Genomic DNA, 17,825 nt, shown 5'->3' with positions numbered 1-17,825 from the left:
TAAAACAAATGTTATCAATTTAAAGTGAACTTAATCGTTAGACTTTGCGTATCATTTAGACAGATGCTCTATTACCAGTCTTGACTTTGTCGCTTTTGACAGATAGTCCAAGCTACTTTTGCTATCCTATGGCTATTTTTGAGTTAAAGACCAAAATTGTTCTACACTTTACAAAATGTTCTAAGGTTGATCGGATCCGATCAACCCTTATATACCAATTTACTTTTTATTTGTGCTGAATCAATTGCCACAAATTCAAACTGATCGAAATGAGTCAATACTTTACTGAATTTTTCCTCAGCTTCTTTTCTACTCCAATCTTCAGGATAGGTAAAACCAATAAACGAGATACTTTCTGCGACTATGCTAAACGCATGATCGAATTCTTCAAAACCACCATAAGTCAAAGCAATCTGACCTTTCCAATGTATTGTATATTTCTTGTCATGCTGTTTAGAAAACGTAATATTGTGATTTGCACACTGGTCATGACCTAACAAATAAATACTAAAGCTTGGCTCGGACTCATAAAAATCTTCCGCTAATGGCAGTACATCAAGTTGAAAACCAAACTCATCTTTGTCAAATAAATCAACCTTTTTTGATCCATCACTTAACAGGATTCCCTGCTCATCAGACCAATAGGTTGAGGATAAAATACACTGATGATAGTTATCCCAAACAATCTTCGATTTCCAGTGTAATTCGCTTGTATAAGGTCCATCAAAATCTTCTTCTTCATAGTCATCTTCCTCATCTGTGTTTTCTTCAGAATCATAGTAATCCTTGCTTTTCAAATGTAAATCAAACCACAAACGACCTTCCAAATCCATTCGTCCGGACCAAACAAACTCCTTTAATTGATGTGGTTCAGGATAAGCACTATCTTTAAACACAATCTCTCTTTTCATACCTATTTACTATTTCTATTATAAACTCACAAAAGTATGCATGTATGCGAAAAAACCAACCATACGAACATATAAGTTATCCCACTTTTTAATTGAGAAAAAAACAAGGAGCAACTTTAGTTTATACCTAAACAAAATTGTATTTATAATTCTCCCTTTATAGCTTAGAGAAAGCTTAATAACAGGTAGAAACGAGCACTTCAATTATCACAACTAAAAAAAACAGTAAATTTACTTTTGTCAGTTGCTATTCTTCTCTATTTTCCATTTTGCACAATGATTAAGTAACTAACTATTTACCACTCACAAATAATTTAAAACATAAGGGATCCGTTCACAAACGTTTCTGTAACAAGAAAAGAGGTCATGGCGTGTAAAAAACAATGAATGTATTGACCATTGAATCGACAAATAACACTATGGATTGCTCCCCAACTTCTCACTTTTCATTTATCAAAAGAATTTTAAATACAATCAAAAATCAAATCGCAACAATCAATTACTCAATGCGAAATTTATAACGCTCTTTAGAAAACACCTAATTTAGCAACCATTAGACTATAATCTATAGAATATACTTTAGTTTGAAACTCAAGAAATGAATGGCTTTAATGACAGGTAAATACAACTCCAAAAAGAGTGGACAAGAACAATAATAGTAACCTGTCCACACTTGTACACATGGTTGAATAAAACATATTCCAAAAAAATTCATTGTTTTATTCGTTTTTTAATAAGTAAAAAGATTACTTTTGCACCGAAATAATTTTTTATTAAAAGATTTATACTGTGGAAAACGCTAATGCCTTAAAATTAATCAAGCAAATTCAATCAGACCTAATCGCTAATGGTCTTGTTGTAGAATCAATTGTTGAAGATCTTAAGAAACTAAGAGAATTTGCTCTATTAGAAGAGAAACCAGTTTTAGTAAAAGGACTGAGATTAACTTATGAGCACATTGAAAACAATCAAGCTTTTTTAATTCCAATTCCATCAGACGAACCAATTGAAGAAGGAGAAGAAAGTACAGTAGAAGCATCGAAATCGACAGAAAAAACAGATTTAGAAAGTCTTCAATACTTATTATCACTTTTCAAAGATGTGGATAACAAACACAATCTTGCAGATTTAAGAGAATATAATAGTAGATTTCAAGCTTTCTAAGAAAGTCTACAATTTGAAATATAAAAAAGGTCTAATTTGGAAAAAATTAGACCTTTTTTAATTTATATACCATAAAATTCTATTTTAGCCTTTCAAACAATTAATATACACAAAATGCTTAAAACATTCAAATTCATCGCATTATTAGAAGGACTATCACTATTGGTATTATTGTTTATTGCCATGCCTTTAAAGTACATTTGGAAACAACCTGAATTAGTAAGTCAAGTAGGAATGGCTCACGGAGTTTTATTTATTGCATACATTGTTTTTGCAACTGTATTAAAATCTGATCAGAAGTGGAGTATGAAAACTTATGCCCTAATTTGTATAGCATCTATTATTCCTTTTGGAACATTTGTGATGGAAAAAAGAGTTCTAAGCAATGCTTAAAAAAAACAGTTCTCATGTAAATCAATAATTTAATCTGAGAAAAATACTATAACGAAATTATCACAAACACAAAATTGTGATTTATCTAAAAACCAAAAGCCATACTTTAAAGTATGGCTTTTTTAATAGCGTCTTGTAAGATATCACCATGATCAAATGCCAGCTCAGGCAATTCGTCAAGTGAGAACCAATCTAATTCCTTAGCGTCATCTGCAGCCTTTCCCTTCGTCTTAGTATCTACTAAACCTATATAAGCGACACTAACAACATGCGAGCGTGGATCTCTAAATGGTTTGCCGTAAGCACCTAATTGACTTAAACTTTTACAGTCAATTGTAGTTTCTTCCAATAATTCGCGTTTTGCGGCTACCATTAAATCTTCATTTTCATCGACAAATCCTCCAGGTAAAGCCCATTTATCTTTAAATGGTTCATTTTTTCTTTTAATCAACAGTACTTTTACTTCAGTATTTTCTTTCTTAAGTAAAACAATGTCAACAGTGACAAATATTTTTGAGATATAAGACATATATGATTTTAATAAATTTAATTAGTCAATTTCTGCGTGTTTTTTATAAAAAACTTCAAAAAATAAAGATAATCAAAATCTTTCTATTATATTTGCCTTGTAAAGCAATTAGTAAAAAGTGAGATAAATGAATAATCTTACTTTTAAAGGAAATTAAAATGATAACTATGAAAAAATTAACATTACCGTTATTAGCTTCTCTATTTGTATTTGGTACTGCTTCTGCGCAGGACTATAACAAATGGTCTATTGATTTAAATGGTGGTTTTGCAAAACCTGCAAGAACTCTTTCACCAGGATTTGCTGGAGAAACATTTAAAAATATGCACTTAGATGGAGGTGTACGTTATAGTATCAACAACAAATTTGGTGTTAAAGCATCATTTGGATACGATAGACTTAATGAGTGGACTAACAAGGCTGACATTGAGACAAACCACTACAGAACAAGTTTAGAAGGAGTTGTAAATTTAGGTAGAGTATTAAACTTCGAAAGCTGGACTAGTGTATTAAATGCACAAGTACACGCAGGGGGGGGATACTCTTGGATGAATGGAGACAAATTCAGTGGAACTGATAACATGGGACACTTAATGGCTGGTTTAACTGGACAAATTAAAGTTCACCGTAGAATCGCTTTAAACGCTGACTTTACTGTTATTCAAAGTTTACAACAAAACAATAACTGGGACGGTGTAACTGCAACTAATAGATCTGTATTCCAAGGAACTATGTTCAACGCAACTGTTGGGGTTTCTGTTTATCTTGGAAAACACGCTCAACATGCTGACTGGTATGCTGAAGCTGCTAAAGAAAACGAAGTTATTGCTGAGTTAACTAACAGATTAACTAAAATCGAGAATGATCTTAAAGACACTGACAATGACGGTGTGCCAGATTATTTAGATTTAGAACCTAATACACCTGCAAACACTTTAGTTGATTCTAAAGGAAGAAGTATCGATTCTAACAACAATGGTATCGCTGATAACATTGAGAAATTTATCGATGAGAAATATGGTGATTTAAACAAAGGAGTTAGTGCTGATGACGCTGCAATGATCAAAGAATTAGTAAACAAAGGATATGTTGCTGCTTACTTTGACTTTGATAAAGCTCAACCAACAACTGTTGACGGAATCAACTTTATCGTTAACTACTTAAGAAACAATCCATCTGCTTCTGTTGAAGTTATCGGATATGCTGATGCAGTAGGTAACAAAGATTACAACAATAAATTATCTGAAAGACGTGCAAACGCTGTTAAAGATATCATTGTAAAATCTGGAGTTAGCGCTTCTAAAGTTTCTGCTAAAGGAAACGGAATCGATGACGCTGTTTCTAAAGATTCAGCTGCAGCTCGTAAGATTGCAAGAAAAGTTGTTTTCAAAATCAACTAATTAAATTAAAACATTCTGTTTTTATATAGAAAGCGCAAGGTAACTCTTGCGCTTTTTTGCTTTATATTAACTAACTTTGCATATTCTATTATACCGTTTGAATATGAAGTTTGAAGTTAAATCAGATTACAACCCTACTGGAGATCAACCCCAAGCAATACAAAAGCTAAGTAAAGGAATACTTGACGATGAAAAATATCAGACTTTAGTCGGAGTGACTGGTTCAGGTAAAACATTCACAGTAGCCAATGTTATCCAAGAAGTACAACGCCCTACTCTTGTACTTGCGCACAATAAAACACTTGCAGCACAATTGTATTCAGAGTTCAAAAGCTTTTTTCCTAATAATGCAGTGGAATACTTTGTCTCTTACTATGATTACTATCAACCAGAAGCATTTATACCTGTTACAGGACAATATATAGAGAAAGACTTATCAATAAACGAGGAATTGGAGAAAATGCGTCTAAGCACCACCTCTGCCCTTTTATCAGGACGCAGAGATATATTGGTAGTCGCATCAGTATCGTGTCTTTATGGTATAGGAAATCCTACAGAATTTCAAAAGAATGTTATTTCTTTAGAATTAGATCAGCAGATAAGTAGAACTAAACTATTACATAAATTAGTTCAAAGTCTATATTCAAGAACAGAAGCTGATTTTACACCAGGAAACTTTAGAATCAAAGGAGACACTGTCGAAATATTTCCAAGTTATGCAGACGATCCTTTCCGAATTCACTTTTTTGGCGATGAGATTGAAGATATTGAAGTATTTGATAAGAACACTTCTCAAGTAATTGAAAAATACACACAACTGACCATCTATCCCGCAAATATGTTTGTTACTTCTCCCGATGTACTACAAAAAGCCATTTGGGAAATACAACAAGATATGGTAAAACAAGTAGAGTATTTCAAAGAAATTGGAAAACACCTCGAAGCAAAAAGGCTGGAAGAAAGAACGAATTTCGACCTTGAAATGATACGCGAATTAGGCTATTGTTCTGGTATAGAAAATTACTCAAGATACCTGGATGGCAGAGACCCTGGGACTCGCCCTTTCTGCTTATTAGATTATTTTCCAAAAGATTACTTGATGGTTATTGACGAAAGTCACGTAACAGTTTCACAAGTACACGCAATGTATGGAGGCGATAGATCAAGAAAAGAAAACTTGGTAGAATACGGTTTTAGATTACCAGCAGCTTTAGATAACAGACCTTTAAAATTTGAGGAGTTTGAGGCTATGCAGAATCAAGTCGTATATGTTTCGGCCACTCCTGCAGATTACGAATTACAAAAATCAGAAGGTATATATGTAGAGCAATTGATTAGACCGACAGGCCTTCTAGACCCTATTATAGAAGTACGACCAACCGAAAATCAAATTGATGATCTAATCAACGAAATACAAGAGAGAGTTGAAGTAGACGAAAGAATTCTTGTTACTACACTAACCAAAAGAATGGCAGAGGAACTTGCTAAATACTTTACCAAAGTTGGTGTTAGATGTAGATATGTACACTCAGATATTGACACCCTTGAAAGAGTTGAAATCATGCAAGATCTGAGAAAAGGATTATTTGATGTACTAATCGGAGTGAACTTGCTTAGAGAGGGATTAGACTTACCTGAAGTTTCCCTTGTAGCTATTTTGGATGCGGACAAAGAAGGGTTCCTAAGAAGTCACAGGTCACTTACTCAAACAGTTGGTAGAGCAGCCCGAAACGTTCATGGAAAAGCAATCATGTATGCAGACAAAATTACCGATAGCATGCAGAAAACTATTGACGAAACAAATTATCGCCGAAGCAAACAAATTGAGTACAACACCAAAAATAAGATAACTCCTCAGGCTATTCACAAGAAGATTGGAAGTGATTTACTAAAACCTACTTATGAAGAAAACCAACAAGCTATCTTGCAAAAAGCTGCAGAAAATGAAATAAAATACAAGTCAAAAGCAGATATAGAAAAAATGATTAGAGAGAAAAGAAAGGAAATGGAAAAGGCTGCGAAAGATCTTGACTTTATAAATGCTGCTCGTTTAAGAGATGAAATAAAAGCTTTAAAAGACAAACTGTAAATATTTTACTTACCTTTGCAAAAATCAGAGAGAATGAACAATAACGATATATTAAAAAAGCTGAGAGTCGCATTGCAATTGCGCGATGATCAAATAGTAGAGATTTTAGAATTAGTTGACTTTAGAATATCTAAAGGAGAAATAGGCAATTTCTTTAGAAATGATGAACATCCTAAATATGTAGAATGTGGTGATCAAATCTTGCGTAATTTCCTTAATGGATTAGTAATCCACCTTAGAGGTACGAAGGAAAACCCTAAGAATCCAAAAGAAGTTTTAGAAGGACATAAAAAAACTTTTACTAAAGATAAAAAAAGTACTACTGTCAACTCAAAAGAAGATAAAGACAATAAGTCTAAGTCAAGACCTAAAACTACAAATTCAAGTAAGAAGAACAATCCTAAAACACCGCTTTCAGGATTCAAGTTTAATAATGGAAAACAAAAAAGAGATTAAGTAATCTCTTTTTTTTTAGACCCGCTAATTACATTAGTAGAAAGCAAAAAAAAGAGCTATCAATATTGATAGCTCTTTTTTATTTTGTGTATGTAAATCAATTAAGATAATGCAACTTTAACTTGATCTGCAGCTTCTTGGAAAGCAACAGCTGATAAAATAGGCATACCTGATTTGTCAATTAATTCTTTTGCCAATTCAGCATTTGTTCCTTGTAAACGTACAATAATAGGCACTTTAATATCGTCACCCATGTTTTTGTAAGCATCAACAACACCTTGAGCAACACGGTCACAACGAACGATACCACCAAAGATATTGATTAAGATAGCTTTTACGTTTGGATCTTTTAAGATAATACGGAAAGCAGTTTCAACACGTTTTGCATCAGCTGTACCACCTACGTCTAAGAAGTTTGCAGGTTCAAAACCAGCATACTTAATTAAGTCCATTGTAGCCATTGCTAATCCAGCACCATTAACCATACAACCTACAGTACCATCTAAATCAACATAGTTTAACCCTGCTTCTTTAGCCTCAACTTCGATAGGTCTTTCTTCTGTAATATCTCTATACTCTGCATAAGTTTTCTGTCTGTATAATGCATTGTCATCTAAAGTAACTTTAGCATCAACAGCTAAGATTTTATCATCTGATGTTTTCAATACTGGGTTAATTTCGAACATTGAAGAATCACTTCCAATGTAAGCTCTATATAAAGCATCTACGAATTTAACCATCTCTTTAAAAGCATTACCAGATAACCCTAAGTTAAAAGCAATTCTTCTTGCTTGGAATCCTTGTAATCCTACAGCAGGATCAATTTCTTCTTTAAAGATTAAATGTGGAGTTTTCTCAGCTACTTCTTCGATATCCATACCTCCTTCAGTAGAGTACATAATCATATTACGTCCTTTAGCTCTATCAAGTAATACAGACATATAGAATTCACTTGTTTCGCTTTCACCTGGATAGTAAACATCTTCAGCTACTAAAACACGATTAACTCTTTTACCCTCTGGTGGAGTTTGTGGAGTAATTAAATCCATACCGATAATCTTACCAGCGATTTCTTTTACTTCGTCTAAGTTTTTAGCCAACTTAACTCCTCCTCCTTTACCTCTTCCTCCTGCGTGGATTTGAGCTTTAATTACATACCAACTTGTACCAGTTTCTTCTGTAAGTTGTTTAGCTTTTTCAACTGCCTCTTCTGCGTTGTTAGCCACTAATCCACGTTGTACTCTTACACCGTAGCTAGCTAATATTTCTTTACCTTGAAATTCATGTAAATTCATAGTGTGATACGTTTAGCTTTTTAAATAAACAGATACAAAAATAACAATTCAGTTTGAATTCCCCTAATTTAAAATAGGGAACTGTCATATTTTACAGTCTATTTAACCTTGTTTTATCTATTTTATTAATTAATTCTAATTTTTTGTTGATTATAATATATCAATTTCTCCTTTTCCCTGGCGGATAACCTCTGGTTCGTAGCCAGATAAGTCTATTACTGTAGACGCTGTATTATCTCCATAACCTCCATCAATAACTACATCAACAAGATTTTGCCATTTTTCGAAAATAAGTTCTGGATCAGTTGTATACTCAAGTACTTCATCTTCGTCATAAATTGACGTTGATACAATAGGATTTCCCAATCGCTTAACTATATCCCTTGCAATATTATTATCAGGTACGCGAATACCTACTGTCTTTTTCTTTTTAAACTCTTTAGGCAAATCATTATTTCCCGGAAGAATAAATGTATAAGGCCCAGGCAGGGCTTTCTTAAGAATTTTAAAAGTAGAAGTATCTATTTGCTTTACATAATCAGATATATTACTTAGGTCATAACAGATAAAAGAAAAGTTTGCTTTCTCTAACTTCACTCCTTTTATCTTTGCGATCCTTTCTAAAGCCTTTGTATTGGTAATATCACACCCTAACCCATAAACCGTATCGGTAGGATAGATAACAAGGCCTCCATCTCGAAGGATTTTCACGACCTTGTCTATTTCTTTTTCATTAGGATTATCTGGATATATCTTTATAAACTGTGCCATAACTTTTTATTACAATTTACGATAATACACGTAGCTTAGCAAATCTCAACAGTAGTTTTTTAATTCCTCCTACATCAAATCTAATCTCAGCTTTTCGATCTGCTCCTACACCTTCTAAGTTTAAAATTTCTCCCTTACCAAAACGCTCATGCATGACCATATTCCCTACTGCCAAATCTCCATTATTCACATTACTCACCTCCTTCTTACTACTGTCAATTGGCTTTAACCTTCTAATATTTCTATCAACTTTTGGTTCTTCATTCTCCGTAATATAAGCTGGAGGAGTTCCTCCTACTGGTTTTTTTAATCGCAGCTTACTCTTATCCGCATCTCCAAAAATATCAGTATTCATCATAGGCTTATATCGATAATTAGTCTCAACAGGAGTTAAGTACTCTAAGTACTGATCATCAATCTCATCAATAAAACAAGAAGGATCACTATCTACCAATTTACCCCAACGGTAACGAGATTGCGCATAAGTCAAATAAGCTTGATGTTCGGCCCTTGTCAATGCCACATAGAACAACCTTCTTTCTTCTTCTAATTCTGCTCTTGTACTTTTACTCATTGCACTTGGGAATAAATCTTCCTCCATTCCCACGCAAAATACCGTAGGAAATTCTAACCCTTTTGCCAAGTGAATAGTCATAAGCGCTACTCTATCATCATCTCCATTGTCTTTATCTAAATCCGTAGCCAAAGCAACATCCTCCAAGAACTCCCCTAAAGCACCTCTTGCTCCATCAATCTCTTTTTGACCTTCAATGAAATCTTTGATACCATTTAACAACTCCTCAATATTCTCCATTCTTGTAATTCCCTCTGGAGTAGTATCTTTTCTCAATTCCTGAACAAGTCCCGTTTTCTTTACTACATGTTCAGTCAATTGATAAGCATCCATCGTCTGTTCTTGTGCTTGAAATGCTTTAACCATGTTGACAAAGTCAGATAATTTACCTCTTGTTCCTGCAGTTATCTTAAGATCAATCTTATCGATATGTTCCATAACTTCAAAAATAGATCTCTTGTAGTGATTTGCAGCAATAGTAAGTTTATCCAGTGTCGTAGCTCCAATTCCTCGAGCAGGATAGTTAATTACGCGAACTAATGCCTCTTCATCTTTTGGATTAATGATCAAACGCAAATAACTAAGTACATCTTTAATCTCTTTTCGCTGATAAAAAGATAAACCTCCATAAATTCGATAAGGAATGTCTTTTTTACGCAAAGCATCTTCCATCGCACGAGATTGTGCATTGGTTCTATACAATATAGCAAAATCACTGTTGTTTTTTTGCCCTTGCATTTTCTCCTCAAAAATCGTTGAGGCTACAAATCGCCCTTCTTCACCATCGGTTAAAGAGCGGTGCACTTTAATCTTCGGTCCGAAATCATTTGCTGTCCAAACAACCTTTTCAAGTTTAACTCTGTTTTTATCAATTACAGTATTTGCCGCTTCAACAATATTGCGTGAAGAACGATAATTTTGCTCTAATCGATACGTTTGAACCCCCTCGTAGTCTTTTTGGAAATTCAATATATTATTAATATTTGCTCCCCTAAAGGCGTAAATACTCTGTGCATCATCACCAACAACACAAATATTCTGAAATCGATCAGACAAAGCCCTAACAATCAAATATTGTGAGTGATTTGTATCTTGATACTCGTCTACCAAAATATATCTAAAGCGATCTTGATACTTAGCCAACACATCTGGAAACATATTCAACAGCTCATTTGTCTTTAACAATAAGTCATCGAAGTCCATAGCTCCCGCTTTAAAACACCTATCAACGTAGTTTTGGTAAATATCACCGATTCTCGGACGTTTACTCATAGCATCCGCTTCCAGAAGCTCAGGATTTGCAAAATAATCTTTAACTGTAACTAAACTGTTTTTATACGACGAAATTCTACTGAGAATTTCCTTTGGTTTATATACATCTTTGTCAAGCTGCATTTCCTTGATTATTTGCCCGATCAAGCGTTGACTATCTTGAGAATCGTAAATAGAAAAGTTACTTGGATAACCCAATCGATCAGCTTCACTTCTCAAAATTCTCGCAAATACCGAGTGGAAAGTACCCATCCACAAATTCTTTGCTTCTGTACTCCCTACGATTTGTGAAATCCTCGCTTTCATTTCTCGTGCTGCTTTATTGGTAAAAGTTAGCGCGAGAATGTTAAATGCATCTACACCTTGATGCATCAAGTATGCTATACGCAAAGTCAATACTCTTGTTTTTCCTGAACCTGCACCAGCAATCACTATCATCGGCCCCTCTTTTTGTAAAACAGGCGCCCTTTGTGCTTCATTTAACTGATCAATATAATTTTGCATATCCTTTTTTCATAAAAAGCCAAAAATACAATTACTCTCCCTTTATAACAAGTTTTTTGAATACATAAAAAAGTTTATGCCCAAGTATTATATTGTTTATTTTTGTAAAAATTTCGCATTATGAACTTAACTTTTTTACTTGAATTAATTAGTTACACTATTCCTGCTTTGGTTGTTGCCGCATTATCTTATGTTTATTTTGACGCCATTCTGAAAAGACAAAGTCAAAGAGATAAATACATCATCGATTCCCTACAAAACAACAAGACAATTGATACAATAGCTTTGCGATTACAAGCTTATGAGAGATTAACTATTTTTATTGAGAGAATTGATTTGCAAAAATTACTATTGAGAATACAATTGCAAACAGATGACAAAGCTTTGTATAGCTTAGCACTGATACAACACATTACACAAGAATACGAGTATAATATTTCACAACAAGTATATGTTTCTGAAGAACTGTGGACTTTGCTTACCCAACACAAAAATGCAATTGTCAGCTTGATACAGCGTTCTTCAAACCTACATAATATTGACAATCCATTGAATTTACAACATTTATTAATAAAGGAAAGTCAAACTATGGCTAACAGTACTTCTATTTGTTTAACCGCAATCAAAACAGAAGCTAAGCAATACTTATAAAAAATAAACACTATATAAAACATAAAAAATCTACTATGAAGAAAAACATCATTATCCTAAGCACTTTGGCACTTTTTTTAAGCTCTACCCTTACAGAGAATGCTTATGCCCAAAAAGTAACAGACATTATTGGCAATATCAGTCAAGATAAAGTAGCAAAAGGATTAAAAGAAGCTTTAGATAAAGGGATTGAACAACAAGTTAGTAAACTAACTGAAAAAGATGGTTTTTACAAAAACGAATTAGTAAAAATTTTACTACCTGAAGAAGTACAGAAAGTAGACCAAACGCTAAGAAAATTAGGTTTAGGTAACTTGGCTGACCAAGGATTAATGCTAATCAATCGCGCAGCAGAAGATGCCGTGAAAGAAGCTACACCCATATTTGTAGACGCTGTAAAGAACATTACTTTTAACGATGCAAAGAATATCCTTCTTGGAGGAAAAGGCTCTGCAACGAATTATCTAAAAGAAAGTACTACTAAAGCTTTATACTCAAAGTTTTCTCCTGTAATCGAAAAATCACTCTCAAGTGTAGGTGCTGATAAAGTATGGGAAAAGATCTTCTCTACTTATAACGAACTACCACTTGTCTCGCAAATCAATACCAACCTAACAGATTACGTTACAAATCAAACTATGGCTGGTGTGTTTACTATGATTGCTGTTGAAGAAGATAAAATCAGAGAGAATATAGGAGGTTCGAGATCAAATAAATTACTTCAAGATGTATTCTCAATTCAAGATAACACAACAAATACATCGAATAAAAACACTTCAGATAATTCCTCTAAGAATAAAAAAGATAAAGATCAAAAAAAGCAAAGTATTTTTGATAAAATCGGAATTTTTTAAACAAAACACACTCATAACATTATTATAACATTCATTTAACTGATTAAGTCCGATTTTTTTTAGACATTTGTATCATTATATGATTGATTTCATAAAGTTAGGGTTAGTTAATAAAAAACCGAGTAGAAATAGGCCTCTACTCGGTTTTTATTTTTTATTATCACGACAACCTTTCGTGTATTTGTTTGAAGTAATCAAATGCTTTATACAAATGTGTGCCATACCATGAGAACATTTCACCATCGACAAAGACAGTTTTTCCATGATGAGTAAACCTACCTATTTCAAAAGCATGTTCTTCTGTAAAAGGAAAAGGTTCTGATGACAAAAACACTACTTCGGGATCTCCTTGAATTCGTATCTTTTTTAATTCTATTTCAGGATACCTTTCTTCCCTATTCTCATATACATTCACAAACTTATTCAACTTTAATAACTCGTTTATAAACGTATCTCGTCCAGCAACCATAAAAGGCTCTCTCCAAATAAAATAAGCCGCCTTATAAGAATTCTTATCCTTTACAAAATCCATAAAATCCCTCTGAGCGAAATTTAATTTATCAATCCATTTTCTCGCCTCCGTTCTTTTATTAAATAGATTCCCAAAGTCTTCAATCATTTGGATATTATCGTCCAAAGTAACCACATCGGTTACCCATACAGGACAAATCCCCTTCAAGCTCTCAACTATTTCAAGTGTATTCTCTTCTTTATTTGCTATAATGATATCAGGCTGTAACAACTTTATTTTCTCAAGGTGTACTTTCTTCGTACCCCCTACTTTTGTCTTAGTAGCCTTTAGGTGATATGGATGTACACAAAACTTTGTAATACCAACTATTTCATCTTCTAAACCTAAGTCAAATAATGTTTCCGTTTGTGAAGGAACCAACGAAACAATGCGTTTTGGAAGTGTTTCAAAACGATGTTCCTGTCCAACCTGATCTTTCATTGCAATCATAACCTTTCTTTTAAAATATCACTCATTTCTCTTTGCAATAGCAACGCTTGTTCACGCGCTTTCTCTGCAAAATCTTCTTTATTAGATGCAAAGATAATCCCTCTTGAGGAATTTATTAACAAACCAACCTGATCATTTAACCCATATTGACACACATCTTGCAAACTTCCACCTTGTGCCCCCACTCCAGGTACTAATAAAAAGCTATGAGGTACTATATTTCTGATTTCTTTAAAATACTCCGCCTTTGTAGCTCCCACAACATACATCAGATTATCCGCATTGTTATAAGTCTGTGATTTCTCTATTACTTTTTGATAAAGTGGTTTACCTTCGATAAGTTGAGTTTGAAAATCAAAAGCACCTTCATTAGAAGTCAAAGCTAATAAAATAGTATGCTTATTCTCAAAAGTTAGAAATGGCTCAACAGAATCCTTACCCATATAAGGAGCTACTGTAACACTGTCAAACTCCATATCTTCAAAAAAGGCTTTTGCATACATAGTGGCAGTATTTCCAATGTCTCCCCTTTTCGCATCTGCAATAGTGTACAGCTCTGGGTAATTTTGATTAATATAATCGATTGTTTTCTTTAGTGATTCCCATCCTTTAATACCATACGCCTCATAGAAGGCAATATTAGGTTTATAGGCAACGGCAACATCGTGTGTTGCATCAATTATAGCTTTATTAAAGCTAAAGATAGGATCTTCCTCTTTCAACAAGAAAGAAGGAATTTTAGTCATATCTACATCTAAACCAATACATAAAAAAGAATTCTTCTTTTTTATTTGCTCAAGTAATTGTTGTGTTGTCATTATAAAAGTATAGTTTAAAAAAAACCACACTCTACAAAGGTAAGTGTGGTTTTGAAATATCATAAACTTAAATTAGAATACATCGCTTTCTTTCAGCTTTTCAGTATTGCTAACTAATTGTAGTTCATCAATGATTTTTTGAATGTTTCCGTTCATTACACCGTCAAGATCATAAAGTGTCAATCCAATTCTATGATCAGTCACACGACCTTGTGGGTAATTATAGGTGCGAATCTTAGCAGATCTATCTCCACTACTTACTTGAGAGTTACGCTTTTTAGCATCTTCCTCTTGTTTCTTCGCTAACTCCATTTCATATAAACGAGAACGCAATACAGATAAAGCTTTGTCCTTGTTCTTATGTTGTGATTTTTCATCCTGACATTGAGCAACCAAACCTGTTGGGATGTGCGTCATACGCACAGCTGATTTAGTTGTATTTACAGACTGTCCTCCAGGTCCTGATGAACAGAATAAATCAATACGGACATCATTCATGTCAATTTGAACATCAAATTCTTCTGCTTCTGGCAGTACCATAACAGTTGCTGCAGATGTATGAACACGTCCTTGAGTCTCTGTTTGAGGAACACGCTGAACTCGGTGTACACCTGCTTCAAATTTTAAGGTTCCATAAACATCTTCTCCTGTTACCTCAAAAATCACCTCTTTGTATCCTCCTGAAGTTCCTTCGTTTACATCAACTACAGATGTTCTCCACCCTCTTGATTCACAATATTTAGTGTACATTCTAAATAAATCTCCTGCAAAGATACTCGCTTCATCACCTCCCGTACCTGCTCTCACCTCAACCATTACGTTCTTAGCATCCTCAGGATCTTTAGGTATCAATAAAAACTTAATCTCCTCTTCTAATTCAGGTAATCTTTCTTTTGCCTCTTCCAGTTGCATTTTTGCCATATCAACCATCTCCGCATCACTTCCGTCTGCAATGATCTCATTAGCTTCATCAATATTTCCTTTCAGAGTTAAATACTCAGCTCGTTTTTCCACAAGCTGTTTTAAATCTTTATATTCCTTATTTAGTTGCACGTAACGTTTTTGATCAGCAATTACATCTGGTTGAATAATCAAATCAGAAACCTCATCAAAACGTTGCTTTATAATTTGTAATCTATCTATCATATCTTTAAAATACAGATAATTAATTTGGAATGCAAAGTTAAAAAAAAAGAGGGATAATTCACTATCCCTCTCGCTTTTTACCAAATATATGTAAAATTATTTTTTAATCTCTATAGAAAGCTCAACATCAGACCATGTCTTACCTTCATGTAGATCTTTACATGCTTCATGTAAACTGTCAAATGCTGTATTTGCAGAGAAATCAGCTAAAATATCAATAGCTCCGTTTAGTTTCAACACACCATCTTTCTCCTCATAAGAGAATTCTTTCTCTTTGCTGATACCGTTCATTGTAATATTTACAACAACCTTACCATCTTTAAACTCTCCAAAATAACCATTGATATTTCCAAGCATTTTTGCAAAGAACTCCATTTTCAACTTCTCATCTCTACCTGCGTCATTAGTAAAAACAGACGATGTTACAACTACGAATTTTGCATCGCTTAATCCCTCTGTAACAGTAGCAGCACTTGCGTTTGCATCAATTAACTTAATGTCTTTGAACTGCCCTTTTACTCCAACTTTACCTGGTGTTTTAAATGCTGTCCATTCTAATCCATACGTATAGTTAGCTTCAGCTACTTGTTCTGTTTTAGCATTATCTTGAACGTCTTTTGTGTCTTGTTTTTTCTCTCCACATGAAGTAGCAAAAGCTGCTACTAATGCTATAGCAAGAAGTGATTTTTTCATTTTAACTGAGTTTTAATTTTTATAACGTCTAAAATACTAAAATCAGTACATTTAATTCTTAATTAAACATTAATTTTTTCTATTAGACAAAATTTATAAAGGAATAGAGCTAAAAAACTCACCTTTATCTATTGTAAAGGCTATTAAAGTATTCTTGTCAAAGAAAGCTTAACTGTCTTTACTTTTCCATTTGAATCGATGTATTTAACCTTCACCTTTGTGTTCTCTTTTCTCAATATCTTTTCGTAATCCGAAAAATCATTCGAAGTAAAACCATCAATGGCTAATATTATATCCCCTTCTCTTAACCCCTTTTTATAGGCATCAGTAGTCTCTATAATACTGGCAATCATAATTTGACTTCTATCGCTACTATATTTAAAAGAGATTGGGTTTATCAATGGCTTAAACTCCTTACTAAACAACTGATTTGGCTTGATGTAAATCACCTTAGAATTATAGTCGAGAATCAAGTCAAACCTGTGGATAATCTCACTCCCCATTATACCGACGATTCCCTCTGCAGCACTTACACCTGCTTCATCTGACGATAAGGAAATTGCCATATCGCTTTTTTCTATTTTATAATCTCCTAATTGGATATTCTTAATTATTCCTTTCTCGTAAAATGTCTTATTACTAAGATTGTTACCTGTATAAGTAATCTTCTGTTCTAACTTGTCATACAGCTGATGTTGTTCTTTATAAGGTCTATTCACGATAAGTGTCACTCCTGCCCCACTGTCAAATAGAATATCACCTTCAAATTTATCTCCATTTGAAAGTTCGAAAACAATGGGTAGTTTAGGTATATTCCCACCGTAAAATTCAATAGGTAATTTCTGATAAGCGCTATAGTCTAAAGCGGTACCAAATTCATATAAACTCATCGTCTGCGTACCAAAGTCAATTTTAGTTAGATACCTATCTAAAATAGTAGCCCCAATAATTCCGTCAAATTTCTTTTCATACAGTGCTGTTAACCTCGAAAGATCATCAAGAACAATAGACACATTATCTATAGCGACATTGTTACCTAACTGTAACTGATACCCCTTCATCATATCATAACTTTTCTTTCCTCCAGCTCCACTTACATTAATACTACTATTAATTTCAAATCCCCTTTCGCGAGCAACAGTTGAATCTACCATGGCAATTCCCGCACCTGTATCAAAGAAAAACAACAAACTATCAATTTGATTGTCAAAGGGCAATTTTAAAAATATAGAAGTGTCGTCTTTGGATAATATAAACGGCAATTTAACTTCTTGTCCAATCGAGTTTACAACACTTAACAGGACAAACACCCCAAATAATTTTCCCAAAATATTTTTCATACCT

General features: G+C 33.6%; 17 protein-coding genes. 7 read left to right on the top strand and 10 right to left on the bottom strand.

Features of this window, described 5'->3' with window-relative positions; all coding sequences use genetic code 11:
- Window positions 1–200: 200 nt before the first annotated feature.
- The gene (locus GJV76_RS09910; protein ID WP_155092458.1) at window positions 201–911 is read right to left on the bottom strand and encodes a hypothetical protein; all 711 of its coding nucleotides are present in this window, start codon (window positions 909–911) and stop codon (window positions 201–203) included.
- Window positions 912–1,700: 789 nt separating this feature from the next.
- Between GJV76_RS09910 and GJV76_RS09905 the strand changes: the two genes are divergently transcribed.
- Window positions 1,701–2,075, top strand: a complete 375-nt coding sequence (locus GJV76_RS09905; protein ID WP_258204423.1) for a hypothetical protein — start codon at window positions 1,701–1,703, stop codon at window positions 2,073–2,075.
- Window positions 2,076–2,189: 114 nt separating this feature from the next.
- Window positions 2,190–2,468 (top strand): DUF3817 domain-containing protein, encoded by a 279-nt coding sequence (locus tag GJV76_RS09900; RefSeq protein ID WP_155092457.1) that lies wholly within the window; start codon window positions 2,190–2,192, stop codon window positions 2,466–2,468.
- Between the two features lie 106 nt (window positions 2,469–2,574).
- Here the strand turns inward: GJV76_RS09900 and GJV76_RS09895 are convergent, their stop codons facing one another.
- Window positions 2,575–2,997, bottom strand: a complete 423-nt coding sequence (locus tag GJV76_RS09895) for an NUDIX domain-containing protein (RefSeq protein WP_155092456.1) — start codon at window positions 2,995–2,997, stop codon at window positions 2,575–2,577.
- 167 nt (window positions 2,998–3,164) lie between these two features.
- Here GJV76_RS09895 and GJV76_RS09890 point away from each other — a divergent pair, with 167 nt between their 5' ends.
- The 3 genes from GJV76_RS09890 to GJV76_RS09880 all read left to right on the top strand — a co-directional run bounded on the left by GJV76_RS09890 (window position 3,165) and on the right by GJV76_RS09880 (window position 6,942).
- Complete coding sequence (locus GJV76_RS09890; protein WP_155092455.1) at window positions 3,165–4,397, top strand: OmpA family protein; 1,233 nt, start codon at window positions 3,165–3,167, stop codon at window positions 4,395–4,397.
- Between the two features lie 103 nt (window positions 4,398–4,500).
- Window positions 4,501–6,486 (top strand): excinuclease ABC subunit UvrB, encoded by a 1,986-nt coding sequence (gene uvrB / locus GJV76_RS09885; RefSeq protein ID WP_155092454.1) that lies wholly within the window; start codon window positions 4,501–4,503, stop codon window positions 6,484–6,486.
- Window positions 6,487–6,519: 33 nt separating this feature from the next.
- A complete protein-coding gene (locus GJV76_RS09880; RefSeq protein ID WP_155092453.1) occupies window positions 6,520–6,942 on the top strand; it encodes a DUF1456 family protein in 423 nt (140 codons plus the stop codon).
- A gap of 101 nt (window positions 6,943–7,043) precedes the next feature.
- Here GJV76_RS09880 and sucC read toward each other — a convergent pair whose 3' ends face one another.
- The 3 genes from sucC to GJV76_RS09865 all read right to left on the bottom strand — a co-directional run bounded on the left by sucC (window position 7,044) and on the right by GJV76_RS09865 (window position 11,358).
- Window positions 7,044–8,237 carry an ADP-forming succinate--CoA ligase subunit beta gene (sucC, locus tag GJV76_RS09875; protein ID WP_155092452.1) on the bottom strand — a complete coding sequence of 398 codons (1,194 nt, stop codon included), beginning with the start codon at window positions 8,235–8,237 and terminating at the stop codon, window positions 7,044–7,046.
- A 150-nt stretch (window positions 8,238–8,387) separates the two neighbouring features.
- Window positions 8,388–9,008 carry an L-threonylcarbamoyladenylate synthase gene (locus GJV76_RS09870; RefSeq protein ID WP_155092451.1) on the bottom strand — a complete coding sequence of 207 codons (621 nt, stop codon included), beginning with the start codon at window positions 9,006–9,008 and terminating at the stop codon, window positions 8,388–8,390.
- A 16-nt stretch (window positions 9,009–9,024) separates the two neighbouring features.
- Entirely contained in the window at window positions 9,025–11,358 is a 2,334-nt protein-coding gene (locus GJV76_RS09865; RefSeq protein ID WP_155092450.1) for an ATP-dependent helicase, read from the bottom strand.
- Window positions 11,359–11,478: 120 nt separating this feature from the next.
- On the opposite strand from GJV76_RS09865, the gene GJV76_RS09860 reads away from it, so the two are divergent.
- Window positions 11,479–12,009 carry a DUF7935 family protein gene (locus GJV76_RS09860; protein WP_155092449.1) on the top strand — a complete coding sequence of 177 codons (531 nt, stop codon included), beginning with the start codon at window positions 11,479–11,481 and terminating at the stop codon, window positions 12,007–12,009.
- Window positions 12,010–12,044: 35 nt separating this feature from the next.
- Window positions 12,045–12,863: a DUF4197 domain-containing protein gene (locus tag GJV76_RS09855; protein WP_155092448.1), complete on the top strand. Its 819-nt coding sequence runs from the start codon at window positions 12,045–12,047 to the stop codon at window positions 12,861–12,863.
- Between the two features lie 160 nt (window positions 12,864–13,023).
- Here the strand turns inward: GJV76_RS09855 and GJV76_RS09850 are convergent, their stop codons facing one another.
- The 5 genes from GJV76_RS09850 to GJV76_RS09830 form a co-directional block, all read right to left on the bottom strand.
- Window positions 13,024–13,824, bottom strand: coding sequence for an ABC transporter substrate-binding protein (locus GJV76_RS09850; RefSeq protein WP_155092447.1), 801 nt, complete (start codon window positions 13,822–13,824; stop codon window positions 13,024–13,026).
- Window positions 13,821–14,642: an orotidine-5'-phosphate decarboxylase gene (gene pyrF / locus GJV76_RS09845; protein WP_155092446.1), complete on the bottom strand. Its 822-nt coding sequence runs from the start codon at window positions 14,640–14,642 to the stop codon at window positions 13,821–13,823. The genes GJV76_RS09850 and pyrF overlap by 4 nt, the downstream gene beginning before the upstream one ends.
- A 72-nt stretch (window positions 14,643–14,714) precedes the next feature.
- A complete protein-coding gene (prfA, locus tag GJV76_RS09840) occupies window positions 14,715–15,788 on the bottom strand; it encodes a peptide chain release factor 1 (RefSeq protein WP_155092445.1) in 1,074 nt (357 codons plus the stop codon).
- A 96-nt stretch (window positions 15,789–15,884) separates the two neighbouring features.
- Complete coding sequence (locus GJV76_RS09835; protein ID WP_155092444.1) at window positions 15,885–16,481, bottom strand: YceI family protein; 597 nt, start codon at window positions 16,479–16,481, stop codon at window positions 15,885–15,887.
- A 143-nt stretch (window positions 16,482–16,624) separates the two neighbouring features.
- On the bottom strand, window positions 16,625–17,821 hold the full coding sequence (locus GJV76_RS09830; RefSeq protein WP_155092443.1) for an aspartyl protease family protein: 1,197 nt from the start codon (window positions 17,819–17,821) through the stop codon (window positions 16,625–16,627).
- Between the last annotated feature and the right edge of the window lie 4 nt (window positions 17,822–17,825).

It is taken from the genome of Myroides albus (assembly GCF_009711045.1).
Classification (GTDB): Bacteria; Bacteroidota; Bacteroidia; order Flavobacteriales; family Flavobacteriaceae; genus Flavobacterium; species Flavobacterium album_A.
This window is presented reverse-complemented; position numbering and strand designations above follow the sequence as displayed.